The 19,374-nt window shown below is 60.7% G+C and carries 17 protein-coding genes; 6 read left to right on the forward strand and 11 right to left on the reverse strand.

All coding sequences use genetic code 11. The features are described 5' to 3' along the window. Positions 1-11: 11 nt before the first annotated feature. The 8 genes from AB4O36_RS02500 to AB4O36_RS02535 form a co-directional block, all read right to left on the reverse strand. On the reverse strand, positions 12-1,076 hold the full coding sequence (locus AB4O36_RS02500; protein WP_460140988.1) for an imelysin family protein: 1,065 nt from the start codon (positions 1,074-1,076) through the stop codon (positions 12-14). Between the two features lie 21 nt (positions 1,077-1,097). After that, a complete protein-coding gene (locus AB4O36_RS02505) occupies positions 1,098-2,525 on the reverse strand; it encodes a di-heme oxidoreductase family protein (protein WP_460140989.1) in 1,428 nt (475 codons plus the stop codon). Between the two features lie 265 nt (positions 2,526-2,790). Beyond that, on the reverse strand, positions 2,791-4,146 hold the full coding sequence (locus AB4O36_RS02510) for an imelysin family protein (protein WP_460140990.1): 1,356 nt from the start codon (positions 4,144-4,146) through the stop codon (positions 2,791-2,793). A 244-nt stretch (positions 4,147-4,390) separates the two neighbouring features. Beyond that, positions 4,391-6,442, reverse strand: coding sequence for a putative bifunctional diguanylate cyclase/phosphodiesterase (locus AB4O36_RS02515; RefSeq protein WP_460121400.1), 2,052 nt, complete (start codon positions 6,440-6,442; stop codon positions 4,391-4,393). A 331-nt stretch (positions 6,443-6,773) separates the two neighbouring features. Then, positions 6,774-7,909 (reverse strand): IS3 family transposase gene (locus AB4O36_RS02520; protein WP_460140388.1). Its coding sequence is split into 2 segments (ribosomal slippage): positions 6,774-7,660 and positions 7,660-7,909, totalling 1,137 coding nucleotides; the frame shifts between segments, so codons are not numbered across the junction. A 575-nt stretch (positions 7,910-8,484) separates the two neighbouring features. Beyond that, positions 8,485-9,081, reverse strand: a complete 597-nt coding sequence (locus tag AB4O36_RS02525) for a superoxide dismutase (protein ID WP_460121402.1) — start codon at positions 9,079-9,081, stop codon at positions 8,485-8,487. A gap of 179 nt (positions 9,082-9,260) precedes the next feature. Continuing rightward, entirely contained in the window at positions 9,261-9,863 is a 603-nt protein-coding gene (locus AB4O36_RS02530) for a LysE/ArgO family amino acid transporter (RefSeq protein WP_460140991.1), read from the reverse strand. 6 nt (positions 9,864-9,869) lie between these two features. Next, on the reverse strand, positions 9,870-10,271 hold the full coding sequence (locus AB4O36_RS02535; protein WP_460140992.1) for an ACT domain-containing protein: 402 nt from the start codon (positions 10,269-10,271) through the stop codon (positions 9,870-9,872). A gap of 96 nt (positions 10,272-10,367) precedes the next feature. On the opposite strand from AB4O36_RS02535, the gene AB4O36_RS02540 reads away from it, so the two are divergent. From AB4O36_RS02540 to AB4O36_RS02555, 4 genes are all read left to right on the forward strand, one after another. Beyond that, positions 10,368-11,267 (forward strand): LysR family transcriptional regulator ArgP, encoded by a 900-nt coding sequence (locus AB4O36_RS02540; protein ID WP_460121408.1) that lies wholly within the window; start codon positions 10,368-10,370, stop codon positions 11,265-11,267. A gap of 94 nt (positions 11,268-11,361) precedes the next feature. Next, positions 11,362-12,354, forward strand: a complete 993-nt coding sequence (locus AB4O36_RS02545; protein ID WP_460140993.1) for an NAD-dependent epimerase/dehydratase family protein — start codon at positions 11,362-11,364, stop codon at positions 12,352-12,354. 116 nt (positions 12,355-12,470) lie between these two features. Beyond that, complete coding sequence (locus tag AB4O36_RS02550) at positions 12,471-13,346, forward strand: ATPase (RefSeq protein WP_460140994.1); 876 nt, start codon at positions 12,471-12,473, stop codon at positions 13,344-13,346. A 91-nt stretch (positions 13,347-13,437) separates the two neighbouring features. Then, on the forward strand, positions 13,438-14,286 hold the full coding sequence (locus AB4O36_RS02555; RefSeq protein ID WP_460140995.1) for a cache domain-containing protein: 849 nt from the start codon (positions 13,438-13,440) through the stop codon (positions 14,284-14,286). 102 nt (positions 14,287-14,388) lie between these two features. Here AB4O36_RS02555 and AB4O36_RS02560 read toward each other — a convergent pair whose 3' ends face one another. Continuing rightward, positions 14,389-15,906 (reverse strand): MDR family MFS transporter, encoded by a 1,518-nt coding sequence (locus AB4O36_RS02560; RefSeq protein WP_460140996.1) that lies wholly within the window; start codon positions 15,904-15,906, stop codon positions 14,389-14,391. A gap of 218 nt (positions 15,907-16,124) precedes the next feature. On the opposite strand from AB4O36_RS02560, the gene AB4O36_RS02565 reads away from it, so the two are divergent. After that, the gene (locus AB4O36_RS02565) at positions 16,125-17,021 is read left to right on the forward strand and encodes a helix-turn-helix domain-containing protein (protein ID WP_460121418.1); all 897 of its coding nucleotides are present in this window, start codon (positions 16,125-16,127) and stop codon (positions 17,019-17,021) included. A gap of 7 nt (positions 17,022-17,028) precedes the next feature. Here the strand turns inward: AB4O36_RS02565 and AB4O36_RS02570 are convergent, their stop codons facing one another. Both AB4O36_RS02570 and AB4O36_RS02575 read right to left on the reverse strand, forming a co-directional pair. After that, entirely contained in the window at positions 17,029-17,232 is a 204-nt protein-coding gene (locus AB4O36_RS02570; protein ID WP_368557740.1) for a hypothetical protein, read from the reverse strand. A gap of 107 nt (positions 17,233-17,339) precedes the next feature. Continuing rightward, positions 17,340-18,245, reverse strand: a complete 906-nt coding sequence (locus AB4O36_RS02575; protein ID WP_460121420.1) for a LysR family transcriptional regulator — start codon at positions 18,243-18,245, stop codon at positions 17,340-17,342. Positions 18,246-18,469: 224 nt separating this feature from the next. Between AB4O36_RS02575 and AB4O36_RS02580 the strand changes: the two genes are divergently transcribed. Beyond that, positions 18,470-19,336 carry an MBL fold metallo-hydrolase gene (locus AB4O36_RS02580; protein ID WP_460140997.1) on the forward strand — a complete coding sequence of 289 codons (867 nt, stop codon included), beginning with the start codon at positions 18,470-18,472 and terminating at the stop codon, positions 19,334-19,336. Positions 19,337-19,374 lie beyond the last annotated feature (38 nt).

The raw sequence follows: 19,374 nt of genomic DNA on the forward strand, positions 1-19,374 counted from the left end.
ACTTGCCCTCATCAGTCACCGTCGTTGGCGTTGAAGCCCAGTTGGATGCCCAGCGCCTTGGCCAGCTCGCCTTCGTGCAGGCGATGGACAACGTTGAGGCTGTCGTAAAGATCGTTGAGCTGTTGGCGACCGGCATCGTCGCCGAGCATTTCGGTCAGCGAGCGCTGATTGCTGGCGAACAGCTTCAAGGACGCTGCATAGGCGGCATCGATCTTGTCGGCCAAGGGTTTCTGCTCGCTCGGCAGCAGGCCGCGCAGACCTTTGTTATCAACGCCTTCCCACACGGTTTTGGCGGCCGCGAGGCTGGCTTCCAGCCCCGTCAGCGACGACTGGCTGCGCCAGGCATCGGCTTGGAACGGTTGCGGAACGCCCTTGGTCTGGCGGCCCATCGGGGTGCCGAGTTTTTTCTTCAGGCTGTCGAGCGCAGTGACCTGCACACGCAAGAGATCAGCGATGGCTTCGTGGGAATCGGCATAGCGCTGGTTCGGAAACTTGCTCATCTGCGCGAGCATACCGTCGGTATTGTTCCAGCCTTTGAGGATGTCCTCGGCCAATTGCTTCTGGCGCTCGCCGATGGCGATCAACAGCGGGCAGTACTTGGCTTTCTGCTCGGCGTTGGCCATATCGGGCTTGCTGTCGAACAGGATGTACTCGTAGGCGGAGAGGCCCTGGACCACTACGCTGGACTTGGCCAACGCTGCGGCATCGATCTGCGGCTGGGCAACGATCAGTTGCTCGACCTGACGGCCGACGAGGTTCTTTTTGTCCGGCCAGAATTGCACCTGCCAGGCGCGGTTGCCCTCAGCCAACGGGCCGATCAGCAACGGTTGCAGCTCGGCCCACGCCTTCTGCGCGTGCAGGAAGTCGGCCCGGGCGGTGTCCAGGGTTTCCTTGCCTTCGCAGTAGGCGAGCGCGCTCACGGCCAACTGGCGGTCAGCCTCGACCCAACGGGTGTAGGTCGGCAGGATCACCGACTTGGCGATGGCGGCCGAGGTCACAGCCTGTGGGTCCTGCGGCGAGCAGGCGCCGAGGGCGATAGCCGCTAGGCTGGTGAACAACAGTTTGGGGCGGAACATGTCGGGCTCCCGATTCTGGATTTATAGAGAGTTCAAAAAGGCCAGCAACGCGGCGCGCTGCTCGGCATTAAAAGACAACACCTGTTGCTGCGCCGCTTTCGCTTCGCCGCCATGCCAGAGCACGGCTTCGAGCAGGTTGCGGGCGCGGCCGTCATGCAGGAATTGGGTGTGGCCGCTGACGGCCTCGGTCAGGCCGATGCCCCACAACGGCGGAGTGCGCCAGTCGCGGCCACCGGCCTTGAATTCAGTGCGATTGTCGGCCAGGCCGTCGCCCATGTCGTGCAACAGCAGGTCGCTGTAAGGGCGAATCACTTGATTGGCCAGTTCAGGTTCAGCGGCGTTGGCGCCAGTGGTGTATTTCGGCGTGTGGCAGGACTGGCAACGGGCCTGGAAAAACAGGTTCTTGCCCGCCAGCACTTGCGGCGAGCCCACATCGCGGCGCGCCGGTACGGCGAGATTGCGACTGTAAAACAGCACCAGGCGCAGGATGTTGTCGCTGACTTCCGGCTCGCCATCCGCTCCATTACCGTTGGGCGCCTGTTTGCACGCGGTTTGCGTGTCGGTGCAGTCATCAAACGGTCTCAGGCGGGTGGTGAGGCCCATGTCACCCGAAAACGCATGAACATTTTGTTGATTGAGGTTCGGTTGCCCGGCCTTCCAGCCAAAGCGGCCGAGGACTGTTTTCTGCTGGGCGTCATCCCACACCTGGTTCGGACGCCCGGCGATGCCGTTGTTTTCTTTCTCTTGAGCCTTGGCGTTGGCCAGGATCGCCTCGTCGGGAATGGCTTCGAGCAAACCCAGCCCAATCATCGGCGGCGCCACCCGCGCAGAAAACCGCGTGTCGGGGTGCATCGGGCCATAGCCCAACTGGGTGATTTTCAGGCTCGGCTTACGCAGCTCGACCTCGGTGCCGTCCTTGAAGCGCACCGACACGGGCGTGTAGTCGACCCGCACCTTGCCTTCCGGGACTACGCCTGGAATGGACATGTCCTGGAATTGTCCGCCGTAGACGGGTTCCGGAACCACGCCGTTCTGCTCGATGAGTTTGGCATAGGCTGGCGTATCGGGAATCGACAGGCGCACCAGCATCGACACGGCGTTCGAGGCATCGGGCGCCGGCGGATGGCCGCGCCCGTCCTTGATGTGGCAGTTCTGGCAAGCGTTGGTGTTGAACAACGGGCCGAGGCCATCGCGGGCGGTTGTGGTCGAGGGGGCGATCACCCAGGGGTTGCGGAAGAAGCTGTTGCCAACGCTGAAATCCACGCGCCTGGACGGCGGCAGGTTGGCAGACGGCAGGGAAAAGGCGTTCTGGTCGGTCTTGCGCACGGTTGCCTGGCCACCGGAACGGGCTTCGCCGGGCTCGGCTTTGGTAAAACGCGGGGCGTCATCGCAGGCACTCAGGCCCAGGGCCAGAACCAGTGCGGACAAGCGAAGAAGCAGCGAGGGCATCAGACATCCTGCGAGACGAGCAAAACAAGGGCGCAAAGTCTAACAGGGCGGGGGAGTTTGAATAAGAGGAATTATCGTTTGATTGCCCGTCTACCCCTTCACCTGTAGGAGCGAGCATGCTCGCGATGGTCGTTAACGATGACGCTGGTTACCTGATACCCCGCGGTGTTCTTGCGTCCATCGCGAGCATGCTCGCTCCTACAGGGAGCGGGAAGCATAAAAAAGCCCCGACGAGTCGGGGCTTTCTTCAGGCAACCAGCGTCGATCAGAACTCGTGATCAGCGTTGTCCGGGTTGAGGTCGGTGATGCCCAGCTTGCCAGCGGCGGCTTCGATCGAACCGGTCTGCTTGACCAGGGCGGCGATGGCGTCGCGCACGATCTGGTTGCCGGCGGTGTTGCCCGCCGCGATCAGTTGGTCGTAGTGCTCACCCTTGAGGGCGTGATCGACGATGACCTGCATTTTCGCTTCGGTGGCGGCAAGGTCAGCTTTAAGCGCGGTATCCGCGGCGGCGTCGGCCTTGGCCACCAGGGACGACAGGCTGGCTCCGGTCATCTTGGTGCCGTCGACGCGAGTGTATTCGCCCAGGTACACGTTACGAATGCCCTTGGCATCGTAGAACTGCGAGTAGTGGGTGTTGTCGCTGAAGCAATCGTGTTCGTCTTCAGGGGAGTTGGCTTCCAGCGAAACCTTCATGCGCTCGCCAGCCAGTTCGCCCAGGGACAGGCTGCCCATGCCGAACAGCATTTTACGCAGGCCGACGTCACCCGGTTCCGCTTCCAGGGTGGCGCGATAGTTGTCGGCTACGTTTGGTTTCCAGTTGCCGACCATTTCTTCCAGGTCGCTGACCAGCAACTCGGTCACCGCTTTCAGGTAAGCACGACGACGGTCGTTGTGGCCGCCGGTGGCGCCGGCGCCTTCCAGGTAGTCCGAAGCCGGACGGTTGCCGGCACCAGGGCCGGTGCCGTTCAGGTCCTGGCCCCAGAGCAGGAATTCGATGGCGTGGTAGCCGGTCGCGACGTTGGCTTCGGAACCGCCCAGCTCGTTGAGGCTGGCGAGTTTTTCCGGAGTGATTTCCTTGACGTCGATCTTGTCTTCGCCAACCTGGATCTCGGTGTTGGCGATGATGTTGGCCGTAGCGCCTGGGTTACCCAAAGCGTGCTCGTAGGATTTGTCGACGTAGTCGATCAGGCCTTCGTCCAATGGCCAGGCGTTCACCTGACCTTCCCAGTCGTCGATGATGGTGTTGCCGAAGCGGAACGCTTCGCTCTGCAGGTAAGGTACGCGGGACGCAACCCAGGCGGCCTTGGCAGCTTTGAGGGTCTCGGCGTTCGGCTTGGCGAGGAAGGCGTCGACGGCAGTCTGCAGGGTTTTTGCAGTGGATTCGGCATCGCTGTAAACGGCGTAAACGATGTCGGCGTAGTGAGCGACAACGGCCTTGGCGGCGGCTTCATCGACTTTACCGGCAGCGGCTGGCGCGGCGGCTGGAGCAGCCGGGGCCGCAGCGGTGCTGGCGGCCGGCACAGGTGCGGCGGCTTTTTCTTTGTCTTTGCCTTCGCCGCAACCGGCGAGGGAAATAGCGATGGCCAACAGACTGGCGGTAGCCAGAGGCATACGAATCATGGCGAACATCCTGCTTCGAGAGGGGGTGGAGACGCGCCCGGCGCGCAAAACTGCCACATAATGCAAATCTTTCGCATTATGTGTAAAGGGTTGTTGTTGGAAATATTTCTTATTCGGGAGGGGCGCTACCCCCTGTAGGAGCGAGCATGCTCGCGATGGACTGATGAACGCCGCGGGGTGTCAGACTTCCCGCGTTATCGTTGACCTCCATCGCGAGCATGCTCGCTCCTACAGGATTTCAACATCAGAGGATTGCCGCGTTGGTGCGCTGAGCCTGCTTCATGTAGGCGCCCAGCTCTCGCGCCGGCAGCGGTTTGCTGTAGAAGTAGCCCTGACCTTCATGGCAGCCTTCGGAAATGATGTAGGCCTCTTGCTCGGCAGTTTCCACACCTTCGGCGATGACCTGCATGCCCAGGCTCTTGCCCAGTTGGATGATGGCGCGAACGATGGTGGCGTCGTCATCGTCATCGAGCAGGTCCTGCACGAAGCTCTTGTCGATCTTGATCTTGTCCAGCGGCAAGCTCTTCAAGTAGCTCAGCGATGAATATCCGGTACCGAAGTCGTCGATGGCGATCAGCGCGCCGGAGCGGCGCAGGCTAAGCAAGTGCTGGGCTGCGGTGCTGATGTCTTCCATCAGGCCGGTTTCGGTGACTTCCAGCTCCAGACTGCGCGGTGGCAGACGGTACATCTGCAGCAGGTTGTTGACCACTCGCGGCAGCTCGGCGTGGTGCAGTTGCACGGTCGACAGGTTCACCGCCATGCGCAGTTCGGTGAAACCCTGGTCATGCCAATCGCGCAGTTGCTTGCACGCATGGTCCAGCACCCACTCGCCGATGGCGATGATGGTGCCGTTCTGCTCCGCCAGAGGGATGAACAGATCCGGCGGCACCAGCCCGTGCTCGGGGTGCTGCCAGCGAATCAACGCCTCAACGCCCACCACGCGCTGATCGCGGTAGCTGATCTGGGGTTGATAAACCAGGTAGAACTGATCTCGGGTCAGGGCATCGCGCAGGTCTTTTTCCAGCTCACGACGACGGCGCATCTCGGTATCGACGCTGGCAATGTAGAACTGATAACGGTTGCGTGAACGGGTCTTGGCCAGCGTCATGGTCTGCTCGGCCTTTTGCAGCAGCTTCTCGGTGCTGTCGCCATCTTCGGGAAACAGGGTGATACCGATCGTGGCTCGCAGGCGAATTTCCTGGTGATCGAGGGCGAAGGGCGCCTCCAGGTCATCGAGAATGTTCTGTGCCAGTTCCGCCGCCTCGTAGGGTTGTTCGATGTCGGCCTGCACCAGGGCGAATTGGTCGCCGCCCAGGCGGGCCAGAGCCCCCAGGCGACCGCTGTGGGCACGCAGGCGGTCGGCCAGGGCCAGCAGCAACTGGTCGCCGGTCTGGTAGCTGAACTGTTCGTTGATGCCTTTGAAGTCGTCGAGGCCGACACACAACACCGCGACCCGACGCTGCAACTTGCCGGCGTCAACCAGGATTTTGTCCAGTTGCGTCTGCAGTTGCTGGCGGTTCGGCAGGCCGGTGAGGAAGTCGTACTGGGCCATGCGCAGCAGGCTGTTTTCCGCTTCATGGCGCAGATGGGTGTTGCGCTCGATGGATTCGAGCAACTGATTGGCGGTGCTGATCCAGATCCCCAATTCGTTTTTTTCGTGCCCCTTGAGCTGCGGGATCTTGTGTTCGCTGGGACGGTCCGGGTTGATTTCGGTCAGGTGCTCGATGATGCGTGACAGTGGTTTGGTCAGCAGCCAGTGATAGACCAGATACAAGACCAACCCCATGGCCAGGGCGCGCAGGACCCCCGAAATGAAGATGATCACCGAACTGACGATAAAACCCTGGCCATAAGTGGCCGTGTCGAGGGTGATGCTGAGGTCGCCGTAATACTCGCTGTAAGGGCCACGGCCGACCAATTGTGTGGTGAATGTGCGTTCCTTGCCGAGAATAAGGTCGGTCAGCCAGCGGCTGTTGGACGCCTGCAGATCGCGGGACTTCTGCGCGAGCATCGCTTCATTGGGGTGACCGATGGACGCCTGGCGCACGGCATCGTCCTGGAACAGGCCTTCGATGACCTGCATGCCCATTTCCCGGTCCAGGCTGTAAACGGCCTGGGTTGAGGGGTCGCGAAACATGTCGAGGATGCGCTGCGCATCGCTGGCCACGGCCTGGTTCGTCTTATAGGCATCGAAAACGATCTGCGCGCAGCTCAAGACCACGCCAACGATCAATGCCGACAACAGCACGACCCGGAGCAACTTTACCGACAAGCTGTTCTTGAGTTCCAGCTTCAAAGAGTCATTCCTTGTTCCATGCGGGTAGCATCAAGTAGCCATGAGTATTGGCAATCCCGAGATGGCAGTCAAAGGGACAATCGAACACAGGAAGATTTACCTGTGGGTTGGCCGAAATGCTGCTATCTGGAGTATTCGCGCTTATTCGTACTGTTTCGGTAGTCGAGTCCTTCAACTTGAGGGGGCGGGGAGAAAATTCCTTCAGGTTGATGGTAGACGGGTCTGGCGCGGGGGCAAGAGGAGTGGGGTGGGTTTCATTTTTGCGGCTGGATGCTTGCCCGTGTGGGAGCGGGCTTGAACTGGTCAAGTAATCTTGGACACTGATTACGGTTCACGCCGCCAATCTTTCCTTCACGACCGGCGACCTGTAGTCGTTATAGCTGTGAGGCCTGCTGATGTTGTAGCGCGAGACATAGCGCTGCACATCTGCCCGGGCCTCATGCTCCAGTTTGTAGCCCGTTTCAGGCACCCACTCGGACTTCAAACTACCAAAGAAACGCTCCATCGGGGCATTGTCCCAGCACTCGCCTTTACGGCTCATACTTTGCCTGAACCGATGTTTCACAAGCGCATTTCGGAATTTATGGCTGGTGTACTGGCAACCTTGATCAGAATGAAACAACACATCCTGGGGATGGCCGCGCAGCTCAACCGCCATGCGTAGCGCTTCGCAGGTCAGGTTGGCATCAGAAATCATCGAAAACGACCACCCTACGATCCTGCGAGCGTACAGATCCAAAACGGCGGCGAAGTACATCCACCGCTTGCCGACCTTGATGTATGTCACGTCGCCACACCACACCTGATTAACCGCCGTCACATCAAATTTTCGCTTGAGCACGTGCGGCGCCACCAAGGCCTCCACACCCGGCGACTTGTACTTATGGCGCCGGCGCTGACGACTAGCGATGCCAGCTTCGCGCATCAAACTGCGAGCCATATAACGCCCGATACGATGCCCTTTGGCTTGTAGCTCCTTGGACAAAGTACGTGCGCCGGCCGACTCTCTGGACGCCTTGTGGTGCCTGACCAACGCGGCTTTGAGCTTGTCCCGTTCAGGATTTGCTCTGCCTTGGCGCTGGCGCCAGGCGTAAAAGCTACTGCGGTTGCCCCCAAACGCCCGGCAACACTTTTTAACGCCGTACTGCTCGCCCAGCTCATCGATCAGCGTGAATGATCTTTGGCGTCCAAAAGCAGGAGAGCACTGGCCTTTTTTAGGATTTCGATATCCAGGTCTTTCTCTCTGAGCAGAGCTTTGAGTCTCTGGATTTCTCGTTGATCAGCGGTAATCGCCTTGGCCCCCACCGGAGTCGAGCCCAAGCGCTCTTTTTGCACTTGATCAACCCAACGGCGCAGGGCTGTGGGGCCGATATCCAGGCTGGCACAGACTTCGGTAACCGGCTGACCTTCATCCAACACCATGCTGGCAGCCTTGAGCTTGAACTCACTCGAATAGGATTTACGCATATCCAAACACCTCAGATTTGGGCGCTATCATAGCGCCCGATTGAAGTGTCCAAAATCATTAGGCCAGTTCAGCTTGCCCGCGATGGTGTTCATGCAGCCAACCCATTCCTACCGGTGTACATCATCCCTGTAAGAGCGAGCTTGCTCGCGATGGTCGTCAACGATGACGCGGGCAGCCTGGATGCCCGCGGTGCCTGGGCCACCATCGCGAGCAAGCTCGCTCCTACAGAGGGCCCCGGTGCGCGGTTGAGCTTGATCTTCTGTAGGAGCGAATTTATTCGCGATGGTCGTCAACGATGACGCGGGGTGTCTGGATGTCGGCGGTGCCTGGGCCACCATCGCGAGCAAGCTCGCTCCTACAGAGGGCCCCGGTGCGCTTTTGATCTGGATCTTCTGTAGGAGCGAGTTTACTCGCGATGGTCGTCAACGATGAAGCGGGGTGTCTGGATGTCGGCGGTGCCTGGGCTACCATCGCGACGGTTCGACGCCTCGACAAGCTCGCTCCTACAGGGATGGGGGATGGCCAGGGCATAAAAAAACCCGGCCAAGGCCGGGTTTTTTGTCTGGCATCGAGCTTAAGCTTTGAAGGTCTTGCCTTCGAATTGCTCAGCCACGAATTTCCAGTTGACCAGGTTCCAGAACGCTTCGACGTATTTCGGACGAACGTTGCGGTAGTCGATGTAGTAGGCGTGTTCCCAGACGTCGCAGGTCAGCAGCGGGGTGTCGCCGTTGGTCAGCGGGTTGCCGGCGCCGATGGTGCTGGCCAGGGCCAGGGAACCGTCAGCTTTTTTCACCAGCCAGCCCCAGCCGGAACCGAAGGTGCCGATGGAGGTTTTGCTGAACTCTTCCTTGAACTTGTCGAACGAACCGAAGGCCGCGTTGATGGCTTCAGCCAGTGCGCCGGTTGGTTGACCACCGGCGTTTGGCGCCAGGCAGTTCCAGTAGAAAGTGTGGTTCCAGACTTGAGCGGCGTTGTTGAAGATGCCGCCCGAGGAAGACTTGACGATTTCTTCCAGGGTCTTGCCTTCGAACTCGGTGCCAGGCACCAGATTGTTCAGGTTCACGACGTAGGTGTTGTGGTGCTTGTCGTGGTGGTATTCCAGGGTTTCCTTGGAAATGTGCGGCTGCAGGGCATCGTGGGCGTAAGGCAGCGGCGGCAATTCGAAAGCCATGATCATTCTCCTAATCAGGTCAGTTTGCGGTGGGCGCAAGGCCGATCACGGGCGGCCAGACAAAGCGCCGGGGAGTTTGTACTCTTTGCGGCGCATCGAACCGGATCATAGCACCGGGGTGGCGGCATAACCACGCAACAACTGTGTGGAATAGAGGTTCCAGAGCCTTTTGGAATAAATCAGGCGCTAGTGATCAACTGCGCTGCCACGGTGAACATCATCACCGCCACCAGCAAGTCGAGGATTCGCCAGGTGCTGGGGCGTGCCAGCCAGGGGGCCAGCCAGGCGGCGCCCAACGCCAGGGTAAAGAACCACAGCAGCGACGCACTGGCCGCGCCGACGACATAGGCACCGGGCTCGGTCTGTTGGGCGCCCAGCGAGCCGATCAGCAGCACCGTGTCCAGGTAGACGTGCGGGTTGAGCAACGTCACCGCCAGGGCACTGAGCATGACCGCACGCAGTGATCGTACCGTCTGGTTTTCCCCTTGTTGCAGGCTCTGCCGGGAGCAGGCACGACGCAGCGCGAGGCTGCCGTACCACAGCAGGAACGCCGCACCACCCCAGCGGGCGATGGCCAGCAAGGTCGGGTTTTGCGCCAGCACAGTCGTCAGGCCGAAGACACCGGCGGCCACCAGCAACGCATCGCAGGTCACACACAGTGCCGCTACCGGCAGGTGATGTTCGCGCCGCAGGCTCTGCGCCAGGACGAAAGCGTTCTGGGTGCCGATCGCCATGATCAGCCCCGCGGCCACCAACAGGCCGTTCACATAACTTTGCCACATGGGTCGTTACTCCGCGTTCGCTGCCAGGTCGCGCAGCACTTGCATGGCGCGTTCGGCGTCGGCCTGGCCGACGAACAAATGGTCGTGGTAGTAGCCGGCGATCACATTGCAGCTGATGCCGGCCTGGCTCAGTGCCGTGGCGAAGGCGGCGGTCAGGCCAACGGCTTGCAATGCCGAGTGCACGTTGAGGGTGATCCAGGCGGCGACATAGTCGAAGCTCAAGCCGGCCTGCTGCGCGTGGGCGCGTGGCAGGATCACGGTCAGGCCTTCCTGTTCGCGAAAGCTGCCGACGATGTCCAGGCCGTGGGGCAACTGACCATCGGGCAACGTGCAGAACACGTATTCGCCGTCATTGAGCTGCGGGCTCATGCTGCGCAGCAGGGTTGCCAGGGAGGTTTCGCCAGCCATCGGGGTGATCCTTGTCCAAGAGTTCTTGCTGGCTATTGTCCTTCCCAAGGCTGTATAAGAAAAACCAATCTTACTGATTGCTCATTAGGAAAACTGATGTTCGACTACAAACTGCTTTCGGCCCTGGCGGCGGTGATCGAACAGGCCGGTTTCGAACGCGCCGCCCAGGTGCTCGGCCTGTCGCAATCGGCCATTTCGCAGCGCATCAAGTTGCTCGAGGCGCGGGTCGGCCAGCCGGTGCTGGTGCGCGCCACGCCACCGGCGCCCACTGACATCGGCCGGCGCCTGCTCAACCATGTGCAGCAGGTGCGCCTGCTCGAGCGCGACCTGCAAAGCCTGGTCCCGGCGCTGGATGAAGAAGGCCTGCCGGAGCGCCTGCGCATCGCCCTCAATGCCGACAGCCTCGCCACCTGGTGGGCGGGAGCGGTCGGCGATTTTTGCGCGGAGCAGCATCTGCTGCTCGACCTGGTAGTGGAAGACCAGACCGTCGGCCTCAAACGCATGAAGGCCGGCGAAGTGGCCGCATGTCTGTGCGCCAGTGAACGTCCGGTAGCCGGCGGGCGTAGCGTGCTGCTGGGGGCCATGCGTTACCGGGCGATGGCCAGCCCTGAGTTCATCGTCCGGCATTTTCCGGACGGCGTGCGTGCCGAGCGGTTGGCGAAAACGCCGGCGCTGGTGTTCGGCCCGGACGATTTCCTCCAGCATCGCTACCTCGCGTCCCTGGGTGTCGATGGCGGATTCGAACATCATCTATGCCCGTCATCCGAGGGGTTCCTGCGCCTGGCCGAGGCCGGTCTCGGCTGGGGACTGGTGCCCGAACTGCAGGTTCGTGACCAGCTGGCGCGCGGAGTTTTACGCGAACTGCTGCCAGATAAGCCCATCGATGTGCCGTTGTACTGGCATCATTGGCGCAATGGTGGGCAGTTGCTCGGGTTGCTGACGGAGCAATTGGTGCGTGCGTCGAAGCATTGGTTGGTGCCTCTGGGCCAGCCATGAGCGTCAAGCTGCAAGCGGCAAGTGAAGCGCTTGCGAACTGTTTTAACTATCAGCTTGAAGCTTGCAGCTTGGAGCTGTTTCCGAAGGAAACCTCATGAAGATTCTGGTCACCGGCGCAAGCGGCTTCATTGGCGGACGCTTTGCGCGTTTCGCCCTGGAGCAGGGCCTGGATGTTCGGGTCAACGGTCGCCGGGCCGAAAGCGTCGAACACCTGGTGCGCCGTGGTGCCGAGTTCGTCCCGGGAGACTTGAGCGACCCGGAACTGGCGCGAGCGCTGTGTCGTGATGTCGAGGCCGTGGTGCATTGCGCGGGCGCAGTCGGCGTGTGGGGGCGTTATCAAGATTTCCATCAAGGCAACGTGCAGGTTACCGAAAACGTGGTCGAAGCCTGCCTCAAGCAGCGCGTGCGGCGCCTGGTGCATCTGTCGTCGCCCTCGATCTATTTCGATGGTCGTGATCACCTTGGACTGACCGAAGAACAGGTGCCAAAACGCTTCAAACATCCCTATGCCGCGACCAAATACCTGGCCGAGCAAAAGGTGTTCGGGGCACAGGAATTCGGTCTCGAAACCCTGGCGCTTCGCCCGCGTTTCGTCACCGGTGCCGGAGACATGAGCATTTTTCCGCGTTTGTTGAAGATGCAGCGCAAAGGTCGCCTGGCCATCGTCGGCAACGGCTTGAACAAGGTCGACTTCACCAGCGTGCAAAACCTCAACGAAGCAATGCTCAGCAGCTTGCTGGCCGCCGGTTCGGCGCTGGGCAAGGCCTACAACATCAGTAACGGAGCGCCAATTCCCTTGTGGGACGTGGTCAATTACGTCATGCGCCAGATGGATGTCCCACAGGTGACTCGCTACCGTTCCTACGGCCTTGCCTACACGGTGGCGGCGCTCAACGAAGGCGCGTGCAAGCTCTGGCCAGGGCGCCCCGAGCCGACCCTGTCACGGCTGGGCATGCAGGTGATGAACAAAAGTTTCACCCTGGACATCAGTCGCGCGCGTCATTATCTGGATTACGATCCGAAGGTCAGTCTCTGGACTGCCCTGGATGAATTCTGCAACTGGTGGAAAGCCCAGGACATTCGCTGAAACACAGACGTTGCCCATAGTGAACCGAGCCGGGGCATTGAGGGTCAATCCATGCGGCTCACGGGTTTATACTCACGCCCATAATGCCATCACCGCGTTTCACAAAGGTTGACTCAATGTCCATGCGTAACGATGCCAACGACGACTTCGACGATGTGCCGAGCCTGCGGGCCGATGTCCTCGACGACGATGATTTTCCAACGCCTGCGCGCACCACGGTGCACTCGCGCACGCCGCCGATGGTCAAGGTCAGGGCGGCGAGCACCGGCCCGTTGTGGGCCCTGGTCGGCGCGCTGTTCTTCGCTTTCGCGGGCCTGGCCTGGTGGAGTTTCCAGCAGATCTCGCTGATGGAACAGCAACTGGTGGCGACCCAGGAAAGTTTCGCACGCATCAGTGAGGATGCGGCGGGGCGCTTGCAGGACATTTCCGGCAAGGTGGTCGCCAGCCAGACCAACGTCACCTCGGACAGCGAAGCGCTGAAGCTGCAGATCAAGCAGTTGGAAAGCCGCCTTCAGGATCAGGGCAAGCAACAACAGGGCGTTGCCGGCCAGGCCTCGGACCTGGACAAGCGGCTGGCGCAAATGACCGCGCAAACCGCCGAGCTGGACAAGCGCCTGGCTCAAGCCACTGCCCAGAACACCGAGCAACAGGCTGCCAATTCGCAATTGCAGGCCCAGGTCAAAGCCCTCGGCAGCGAGCTGGCCACGCTGAAAAGCACGCCAGCGGACACCGACAAGATCGATGCCCAACTCAAGAGCCTCGGCGCCGATATCGCCGCGCTGAAAAAACAGGGCAACCCAAGCGCCGCCATCGAGCGCCTGGAACAGGACATGATCGTGCTCAAAAGCGAGCAGGACAATCGCCCGGCCGCCGCGCCCGGCGCATCCAGCACTGCCGAGTTCGACGCGTTCCGTGGCCAGGTCACCCGCAACATCAACACCCTTCAGGCGCAGATTCAGAACCTGCAACAGCAGTTGCGCGCCAAGCCATAAGCATCAAGCTGTTACTGCGGTTTGCTGAATATCCATACATGCCCCATTGCCGTCTACGCTCTTGAAACACTGACAGAGCGAGGGATGGGCAATGGGGTTTTTGCACAGGTTGGCGTTGGTGGGCGGCATGTTGCTGCTGTTGTTGGGGCAGGCGCAGGCGGCTGCGACGCAAAAGGATGACAGCAAGGCGGCCATTGCCCTGCTGGAAAAGGCCCTGGCCTATTACCACGATCATGGTGACAAGGCGTTTGCGGCGTTCAGTCGCCAGGGTGAGTTCGTCGACAAGGACCGCTACGTGTTCGTGGTCGACACCAAGGGCGTGATGCTGGCCAGCGGTGGGCCCTCTTCGGCGTTGATTGGGCGTGACGTGTCCGAGGTGCTCGGGCCTGATTTGCAGACAGCGTTCAAGAACGCCCTGAATGTGCCGGAGGGCAATGGCATTCAGGAGGCCGAATATCGCTGGCAGAACTGGGCCGACGGCAAGATCGAGCGTAAACACGTGTACTACCAGCGAATTGGCCAGCGCATCCTCGCGGTGGGTTACTACCTGCCCAGGGCGTCGGCGGAACAGGCCATGGCGCTGCTGAACAAGGCGGCGGTCGATCTGGCCAAGGACGAAAAGGGCACGCTCAAGGCCATCAACTCCCTCAAGGGAGGTTATTTGCAGGATGACCTGTACGTGTTTGTCGTCGACCTGGACACCCAGCGGTACGTCGCCCATGGCACCAACCTGCGCCTGCTCAATACCGACTTCAGCAAGATCAAGGACCCTGACGGCAAGCCCGTGGGTGAGCCGATCCTGGCGTTGATCGCACAGCAGGACCACGGTGAATACGCCTATAAGTGGAAAAACCCGGTTACCGGCAAGGTCGAAGACAAGCATGCCTACCTGAAGAAGGTCGGGCATTTTCTGGTGGCGGTGGGGTATTACAGCCCTTGAAACCGAGGCCTGCGGGCTTGCTCGCGAAGGCGGAGTGTCAGTCGCCGATGATGTTGCTGACCTCTTCGCGAGCAAGCCCGCTCCCACAACAGCAACCGCGGTCTACCTGACCTTATCCTCACGCCCGCGCAACAACCGGTTTGGCATGGCAACCGCTGCTGCCAGACCCAGCAGTGACACCGCGGCGCTGACCATCAACAAATGCCTGAACGTCAACAGCAATTCTGCACGCAAGGCATCCTGCGTATCGCCCGGTGCGGCATTCAGGCCGTCCAGCAGGACGTTACCGGAATGCCCCTCTGCCAGCAGTGTCGAACCCGCCAGTTGAGAAAAACTCGAATCCTGCAACAACGCCAGGAGCAAGGCCGACATCAGCGCTACGCCCACCGCGCCGCCCAGTGAGCGGAACAGGTTGGTGGTGCTCGTGGCGACGCCGATGTCGCGCTGGTCCACGGCGTTTTGCGTGCCCACCAGCGAAGTGGGAAATTGCATGCCGCCGGCGATCCCGCTGAGCAACATGAACAGGCTACTGAGCACAAAGGCCTGGGGCGCACTGAGCGCCATGCCCAGGATCGAGATCGGCATCAGGATCGCTCCGGCCAGGATCTGCGGTTTGTAGCGACCGGTGACCGAGGTTCGACGACCTGCGAAATAGGCGCCAATCGGCAACCCCATTGCCAGTGGCAGCAAATGCAAGGCGGCGCTGTCGGCCCCGGCACCTGTGACGCTCTGGAAGCGCAAAGGCATTAGCACGATCAACGAAATCGCCTGGAAACTGGTGAAGAAAATCGTGCACCAGCACAGCAGGGCATTGCGGTTGGCGAACAGGTGCATGGGCAGAAGCGGCTCCCGCGCACGGCCCTCATGCCAGACGAACACGGCCAGTATCAATACCGCCGCCGTGAACAGCCCGAGCACTTCGTTGCTGCGCCAGGAGTGGCCTTGCCCGATCTGGGTGATGCCAAGGAGCAGGGCGGTCAGGCCGGTGATCATCAACAGTGTGCCGAGGTAGTCGATGACCGGTTTGCGCTGGGGAATTGGCAGGCCCATCAGGTTGCGGTGGGCGACCCAGTATGCCCCGAGCCCCAGCGGCAGATTGATCAGGAACACCCAGCGCCACGACAGGTATTCGGTCATGTAGCCGCCGAGTACCGGGCCGGCGACGCTGGCCACGGCGTACATGCTGCTGAAATAGCCTTGGTAGCGGCCGCGTTCGCGGGGCGGCACGATGTCGCCGATGATCGCCTGGCTGACCGAAATCATCCCGCCGGCGCCGATGCCCTGGAAGATCCGTGCAAGCACCAGTTGCTCCATGCTCTGGGCCATGCCACAGAACAGCGAAGCGAGGGTGAATAAGCCCATGCCGAACAGCATCAACCGACGCCGCCCGTACAAGTCGCCCAATTTGCCGTAGATCGGGACGGCCACGGTCATCGCCACCATGTAGCCGGAAATCACCCAGGCCAGCAGGCTGACGTCCTTGAACTGTGCGGAAATGGCCGGCATCGACACGGCAACGATGGTCTGGTCCAGCGCACCGAGAAAGATCGCCAGCATCAACGCAATCAGCACATTGCGAATGGCTGGCCTGGGCGTGTCGGGGTGATTCAGGTGGGTCACGGGTAACCTGCGGGGGGAGTGGGCTTGGGGTAGACGCAAGGCAGTCGGTAATGCCCTTCAGTGTAAGTCGGTAGCAAGCTATTCGATAGCCGCGTACGAATGGCCGACGCAATTTTCACTTGCGGGTCTGCCGATTGAGGGTGAAAACTGGGCCCCATCTGTACATTCCGTCCATGGGTGTAAAACTACCCGCCACCTCCGAGGCCTGGATTGAAGTGATGAACAAGCCTGACCTGCCTTCGATACCGGTGTTCAAGCTTTACGGTGAAAGCCTGGATTGGCCGACGCCGGACTTGCTGCATTGCGAAACCATTTCCAAACGCAGTCGCGAACACCAATGGGAGATCAAACCCCATCGTCACGCTGATTTATGCCAGTTGCTCTTCGTGTTCAAAGGTCAGGCCGAGCTCGAAATCGAAGGCAATCGAACACAGTTGAGCGAGCCGGCCGTGCTGGTCCTGCCGCCGCTGTCCGTTCATGGTTATCGTTTTTCCGAGGATGTCGAAGGGTTTGTCGTGACCCTGGCGGCGCCGTTGGTCGCCCACTTGCAGGCGCAGTTGGGGCACTCGGTCAATGCCCTGGGCCAGGCGGACAGTTACCCGTCGGGCGTGGACAGCGACTACCTCAATAGCCTGTTCCTCGCCTTGCAAACCGAATACACCGGTCATCAACCCGCCCGGGAAATGCTCATGCATTCGCTGGTCAGCGTGATCCTGGTGTGGGTCGGCCGCCAGGCGTTGCAGCGTCGCAACGCCAGCCAGCGTCCGCAACGCGCGCGGGAGTACCTGAACGGGTTCATCCAACTGGTGGAAGAGACCTATCGCCAGCACGTCAAGGTGGAGGACCTGGCGCATCGCCTGGGTATATCCGTGTCCCACCTCAACGGCACCTGTCGGGAACTGGCGGGGCAACCCGCCCTGCAGATCATGCACGAGCGGCAGTTGCTGGAGGCCAAGCGCTTGCTGACCTACACCAGCATGACCATCTATGAGATGTCCGAGGTGTTGGGATTTTCCGATCCCACCAACTTCACGCGCCTGTTCCGCCGCCGGGTGGGGATCTCACCCAAGGCGTTCCGCGACCGTTTGAAGGCCGAACGGGGTAACGGGTCCTGAGCCGTCTTTACCGCAGGGCGTTGAGCGTTGCATTGTGAGGTATGCAGCGCTCGAAATTGCAGCTGGCGTAATCGCGGGGCAGTTGCCGCAATTGCTCGACGCGCCAGGCCGCCGTGCCATACAGCGCCAGTGTGGCGGCGCAGGTCAGGAAAATCGCGAGGTATCTTCTTGTTTTGATGTTCATGGCGTTGACCTCTGAACGAATACCCATGGGTACTAACTTGAGCATAGGTCAGTGGTGGTGGGTTGCCAGTGATGCGGGTTTGTATGTGATGCGGTATTCAGGGCACCGCCGCTCCCACAGTAGATTGGTGGTGACTACAGGCCTTTGTCCCACTCAGGCTCTTGTGGAAACCTCTCCACCAGAAAATCCAGCAGGCTGCGCAGCGCCGCCGGCATGTGCTTGCGCGAGGCGTACACCGCGTAGATGTTCATCTGCCGGGGTTCGGCGTGGGGCAGCAGGCGCACCAGTTCGCCGCTGTGGATATGTACGTAGGCCTGATAAGTAGGGAGCATCGCCACCCCCGCACCCGCAATGGTCGCGCGCAACAGGGTGCTGGCCTCGTTGGCGCTGATATTGCCCTGCACCGGCATCGACACCGGTTCGCCGTCCTGCTCAAAATGCCACAGGTTCTTGCCGAAATAGGAATGGGTCAGGCAGTTGTGCTGGCTGAGGTCTTCGACCCGCCGTGGCGCGGGATGTGTTTGCAGGTAAGCAGGTGCCGCGCAGATCACCGAGCGACAGACCGTCAGTCGCCGGGCGATAAGGTTCGGATCCAGGTCATTGCTGGTGCGAATCGCCAGGTCGATACGCTCGTCCACCAGGTTCACCGTTCGGTCGAGCATCTGCAATTCGATGCGCACACCGGGGTAACGCTTGACGTAAGCCGCCATCGCATCGGCCAGTTGTGCCTGGCCAAATGATGTACTGACGCTGATGCGCAAAAGACCTCGAGGTGTCTCGTCGGGTTCGCTGAGGATGGTCTGCATGTCTGTGGACAGTTCAAGCATCTGCCGGCACCGGGGCAGGATTTCGCTACCGGCGGCGGTCAGACTCAGTTTGCGCGTGGTGCGGTGCATCAGGCGGGCGCCCACCCAATCTTCCAACTCTGCCAGATAGCGCGAGACCACTGGCCGTGACAGCTCCAGATGATCGGCGGCGGCTGACTGGCTGCCGAGGTCGACCACTGTGACGAACACCCGTATTGCTTGTAGACGATCCATGATTTGCCCGATTTTAGAAACAAACTATGTTCCAGCATCGCATTTTTTGTACTGAGTTTGACAACTATGCTCTGTTCCATTCTTGGCGACACTGCCCCCTGTAGGAGCGAGCTTGCTCGCGATAGCGCTGTGTCAGTCGACAATGATGGGGGCTGATACACCGCCATCGCGAGCAAGCTCGCTCCTACAGGGGGGCGGGGGCCTTCACACAGACGGAGCTTCACATGTTGTTCAAACGCATCCTCCTGGCAACCGCCGCATTCGCCTTCGCCGCTCACGCCAGCGCTGCCAGCTTGACCCTGGACGTCTACAACCCCGGCGAGAAGGCGATCTTCCCCGTGACCTCGGTGCTGGTCAGCGGCGAGAAGGATGCGATCCTGGTGGACGCACAATTCGGTCGCGAGCAGGCCGCCCAGGTGGTGGAGAGAATCCGCGCCAGCGGCAAGCGCCTGACCACCATCTACATCAGCCACGGTGACCCTGATTACTACTTCGGCCTGGACACCCTGACGGCCGCATTCCCCGAAGCCCGGGTGCTCGCCTCGCAGCCAACCGTGGATCACATCAAGCAGACCGTCCAGGGCAAGATGGCCTATTGGGGGCCGAAGATGGGCGCCGATGCCCCTGCCAAAACCCTGGTGCCGGGCGTACTGAAGGGCGACAGTCTGATGCTCGAAGGGCAGAAGTTGCAGGTGGTGGGCCTTGAAGGCCCGCAGCCGGATCGTAGCTTCGTCTGGATCCCTTCGATCAAGGCAGTGGTTGGTGGCGTGGTAGTCGCCGAAAACATCCACGTGTGGATGGCCGATACCCAAACCGCACAGTCCCATGCTGATTGGTTGGCTACGCTGCACGCTATCGAAAGCCTCAAGCCGAACACCGTCGTGCCGGGCCATTACCTGGGCAAAAGTGCCCGCTCCCTGGCGGCGGTGCACTTCACGGCCGATTACATTCGGGCTTTCGACGAAGAGACCGTGAAGGCCAAGGACAGCCCTGCACTGGTCGCCGCCATGAAAAAACGCTTTCCGAACCTGGGCGAAGACAGCTCGCTGGAACTGAGCGCCAAAGTCGCCATGGGCGAGATGCAGTGGTAACCCGCCACCCTTGATCACAAAGAGCCTATTCAAGCCAA

This window comes from Pseudomonas sp. S2_E01, from assembly GCF_054668365.1.

Bases quoted from the DNA above. Each gene is read 5' to 3' on its own strand.
- AB4O36_RS02575 (WP_460121420.1), bottom strand. From the start codon at position 18,245: ATGGATCGTCTACAAGCAATACGGGTGTTCGTCACAGTGGTCGACCTC.
- AB4O36_RS02530 (WP_460140991.1), bottom strand. From the start codon at position 9,863: ATGTGGCAAAGTTATGTGAACGGCCTGTTGGTGGCCGCGGGGCTGATC.
- AB4O36_RS02545 (WP_460140993.1), top strand. From the start codon at position 11,362: ATGAAGATTCTGGTCACCGGCGCAAGCGGCTTCATTGGCGGACGCTTT.
- AB4O36_RS02535 (WP_460140992.1), bottom strand. From the start codon at position 10,271: ATGGCTGGCGAAACCTCCCTGGCAACCCTGCTGCGCAGCATGAGCCCG.
- AB4O36_RS02525 (WP_460121402.1), bottom strand. From the start codon at position 9,081: ATGGCTTTCGAATTGCCGCCGCTGCCTTACGCCCACGATGCCCTGCAG.
- AB4O36_RS02540 (WP_460121408.1), top strand. From the start codon at position 10,368: ATGTTCGACTACAAACTGCTTTCGGCCCTGGCGGCGGTGATCGAACAG.
- AB4O36_RS02500 (WP_460140988.1), bottom strand. From the start codon at position 1,076: ATGTTCCGCCCCAAACTGTTGTTCACCAGCCTAGCGGCTATCGCCCTC.
- AB4O36_RS02505 (WP_460140989.1), bottom strand. From the start codon at position 2,525: ATGCCCTCGCTGCTTCTTCGCTTGTCCGCACTGGTTCTGGCCCTGGGC.
- AB4O36_RS02580 (WP_460140997.1), top strand. From the start codon at position 18,470: ATGTTGTTCAAACGCATCCTCCTGGCAACCGCCGCATTCGCCTTCGCC.
- AB4O36_RS02570 (WP_368557740.1), bottom strand. From the start codon at position 17,232: ATGGGTATTCGTTCAGAGGTCAACGCCATGAACATCAAAACAAGAAGA.
- AB4O36_RS02565 (WP_460121418.1), top strand. From the start codon at position 16,125: ATGAACAAGCCTGACCTGCCTTCGATACCGGTGTTCAAGCTTTACGGT.
- AB4O36_RS02510 (WP_460140990.1), bottom strand. From the start codon at position 4,146: ATGATTCGTATGCCTCTGGCTACCGCCAGTCTGTTGGCCATCGCTATT.
- AB4O36_RS02550 (WP_460140994.1), top strand. From the start codon at position 12,471: ATGTCCATGCGTAACGATGCCAACGACGACTTCGACGATGTGCCGAGC.
- AB4O36_RS02555 (WP_460140995.1), top strand. From the start codon at position 13,438: ATGGGGTTTTTGCACAGGTTGGCGTTGGTGGGCGGCATGTTGCTGCTG.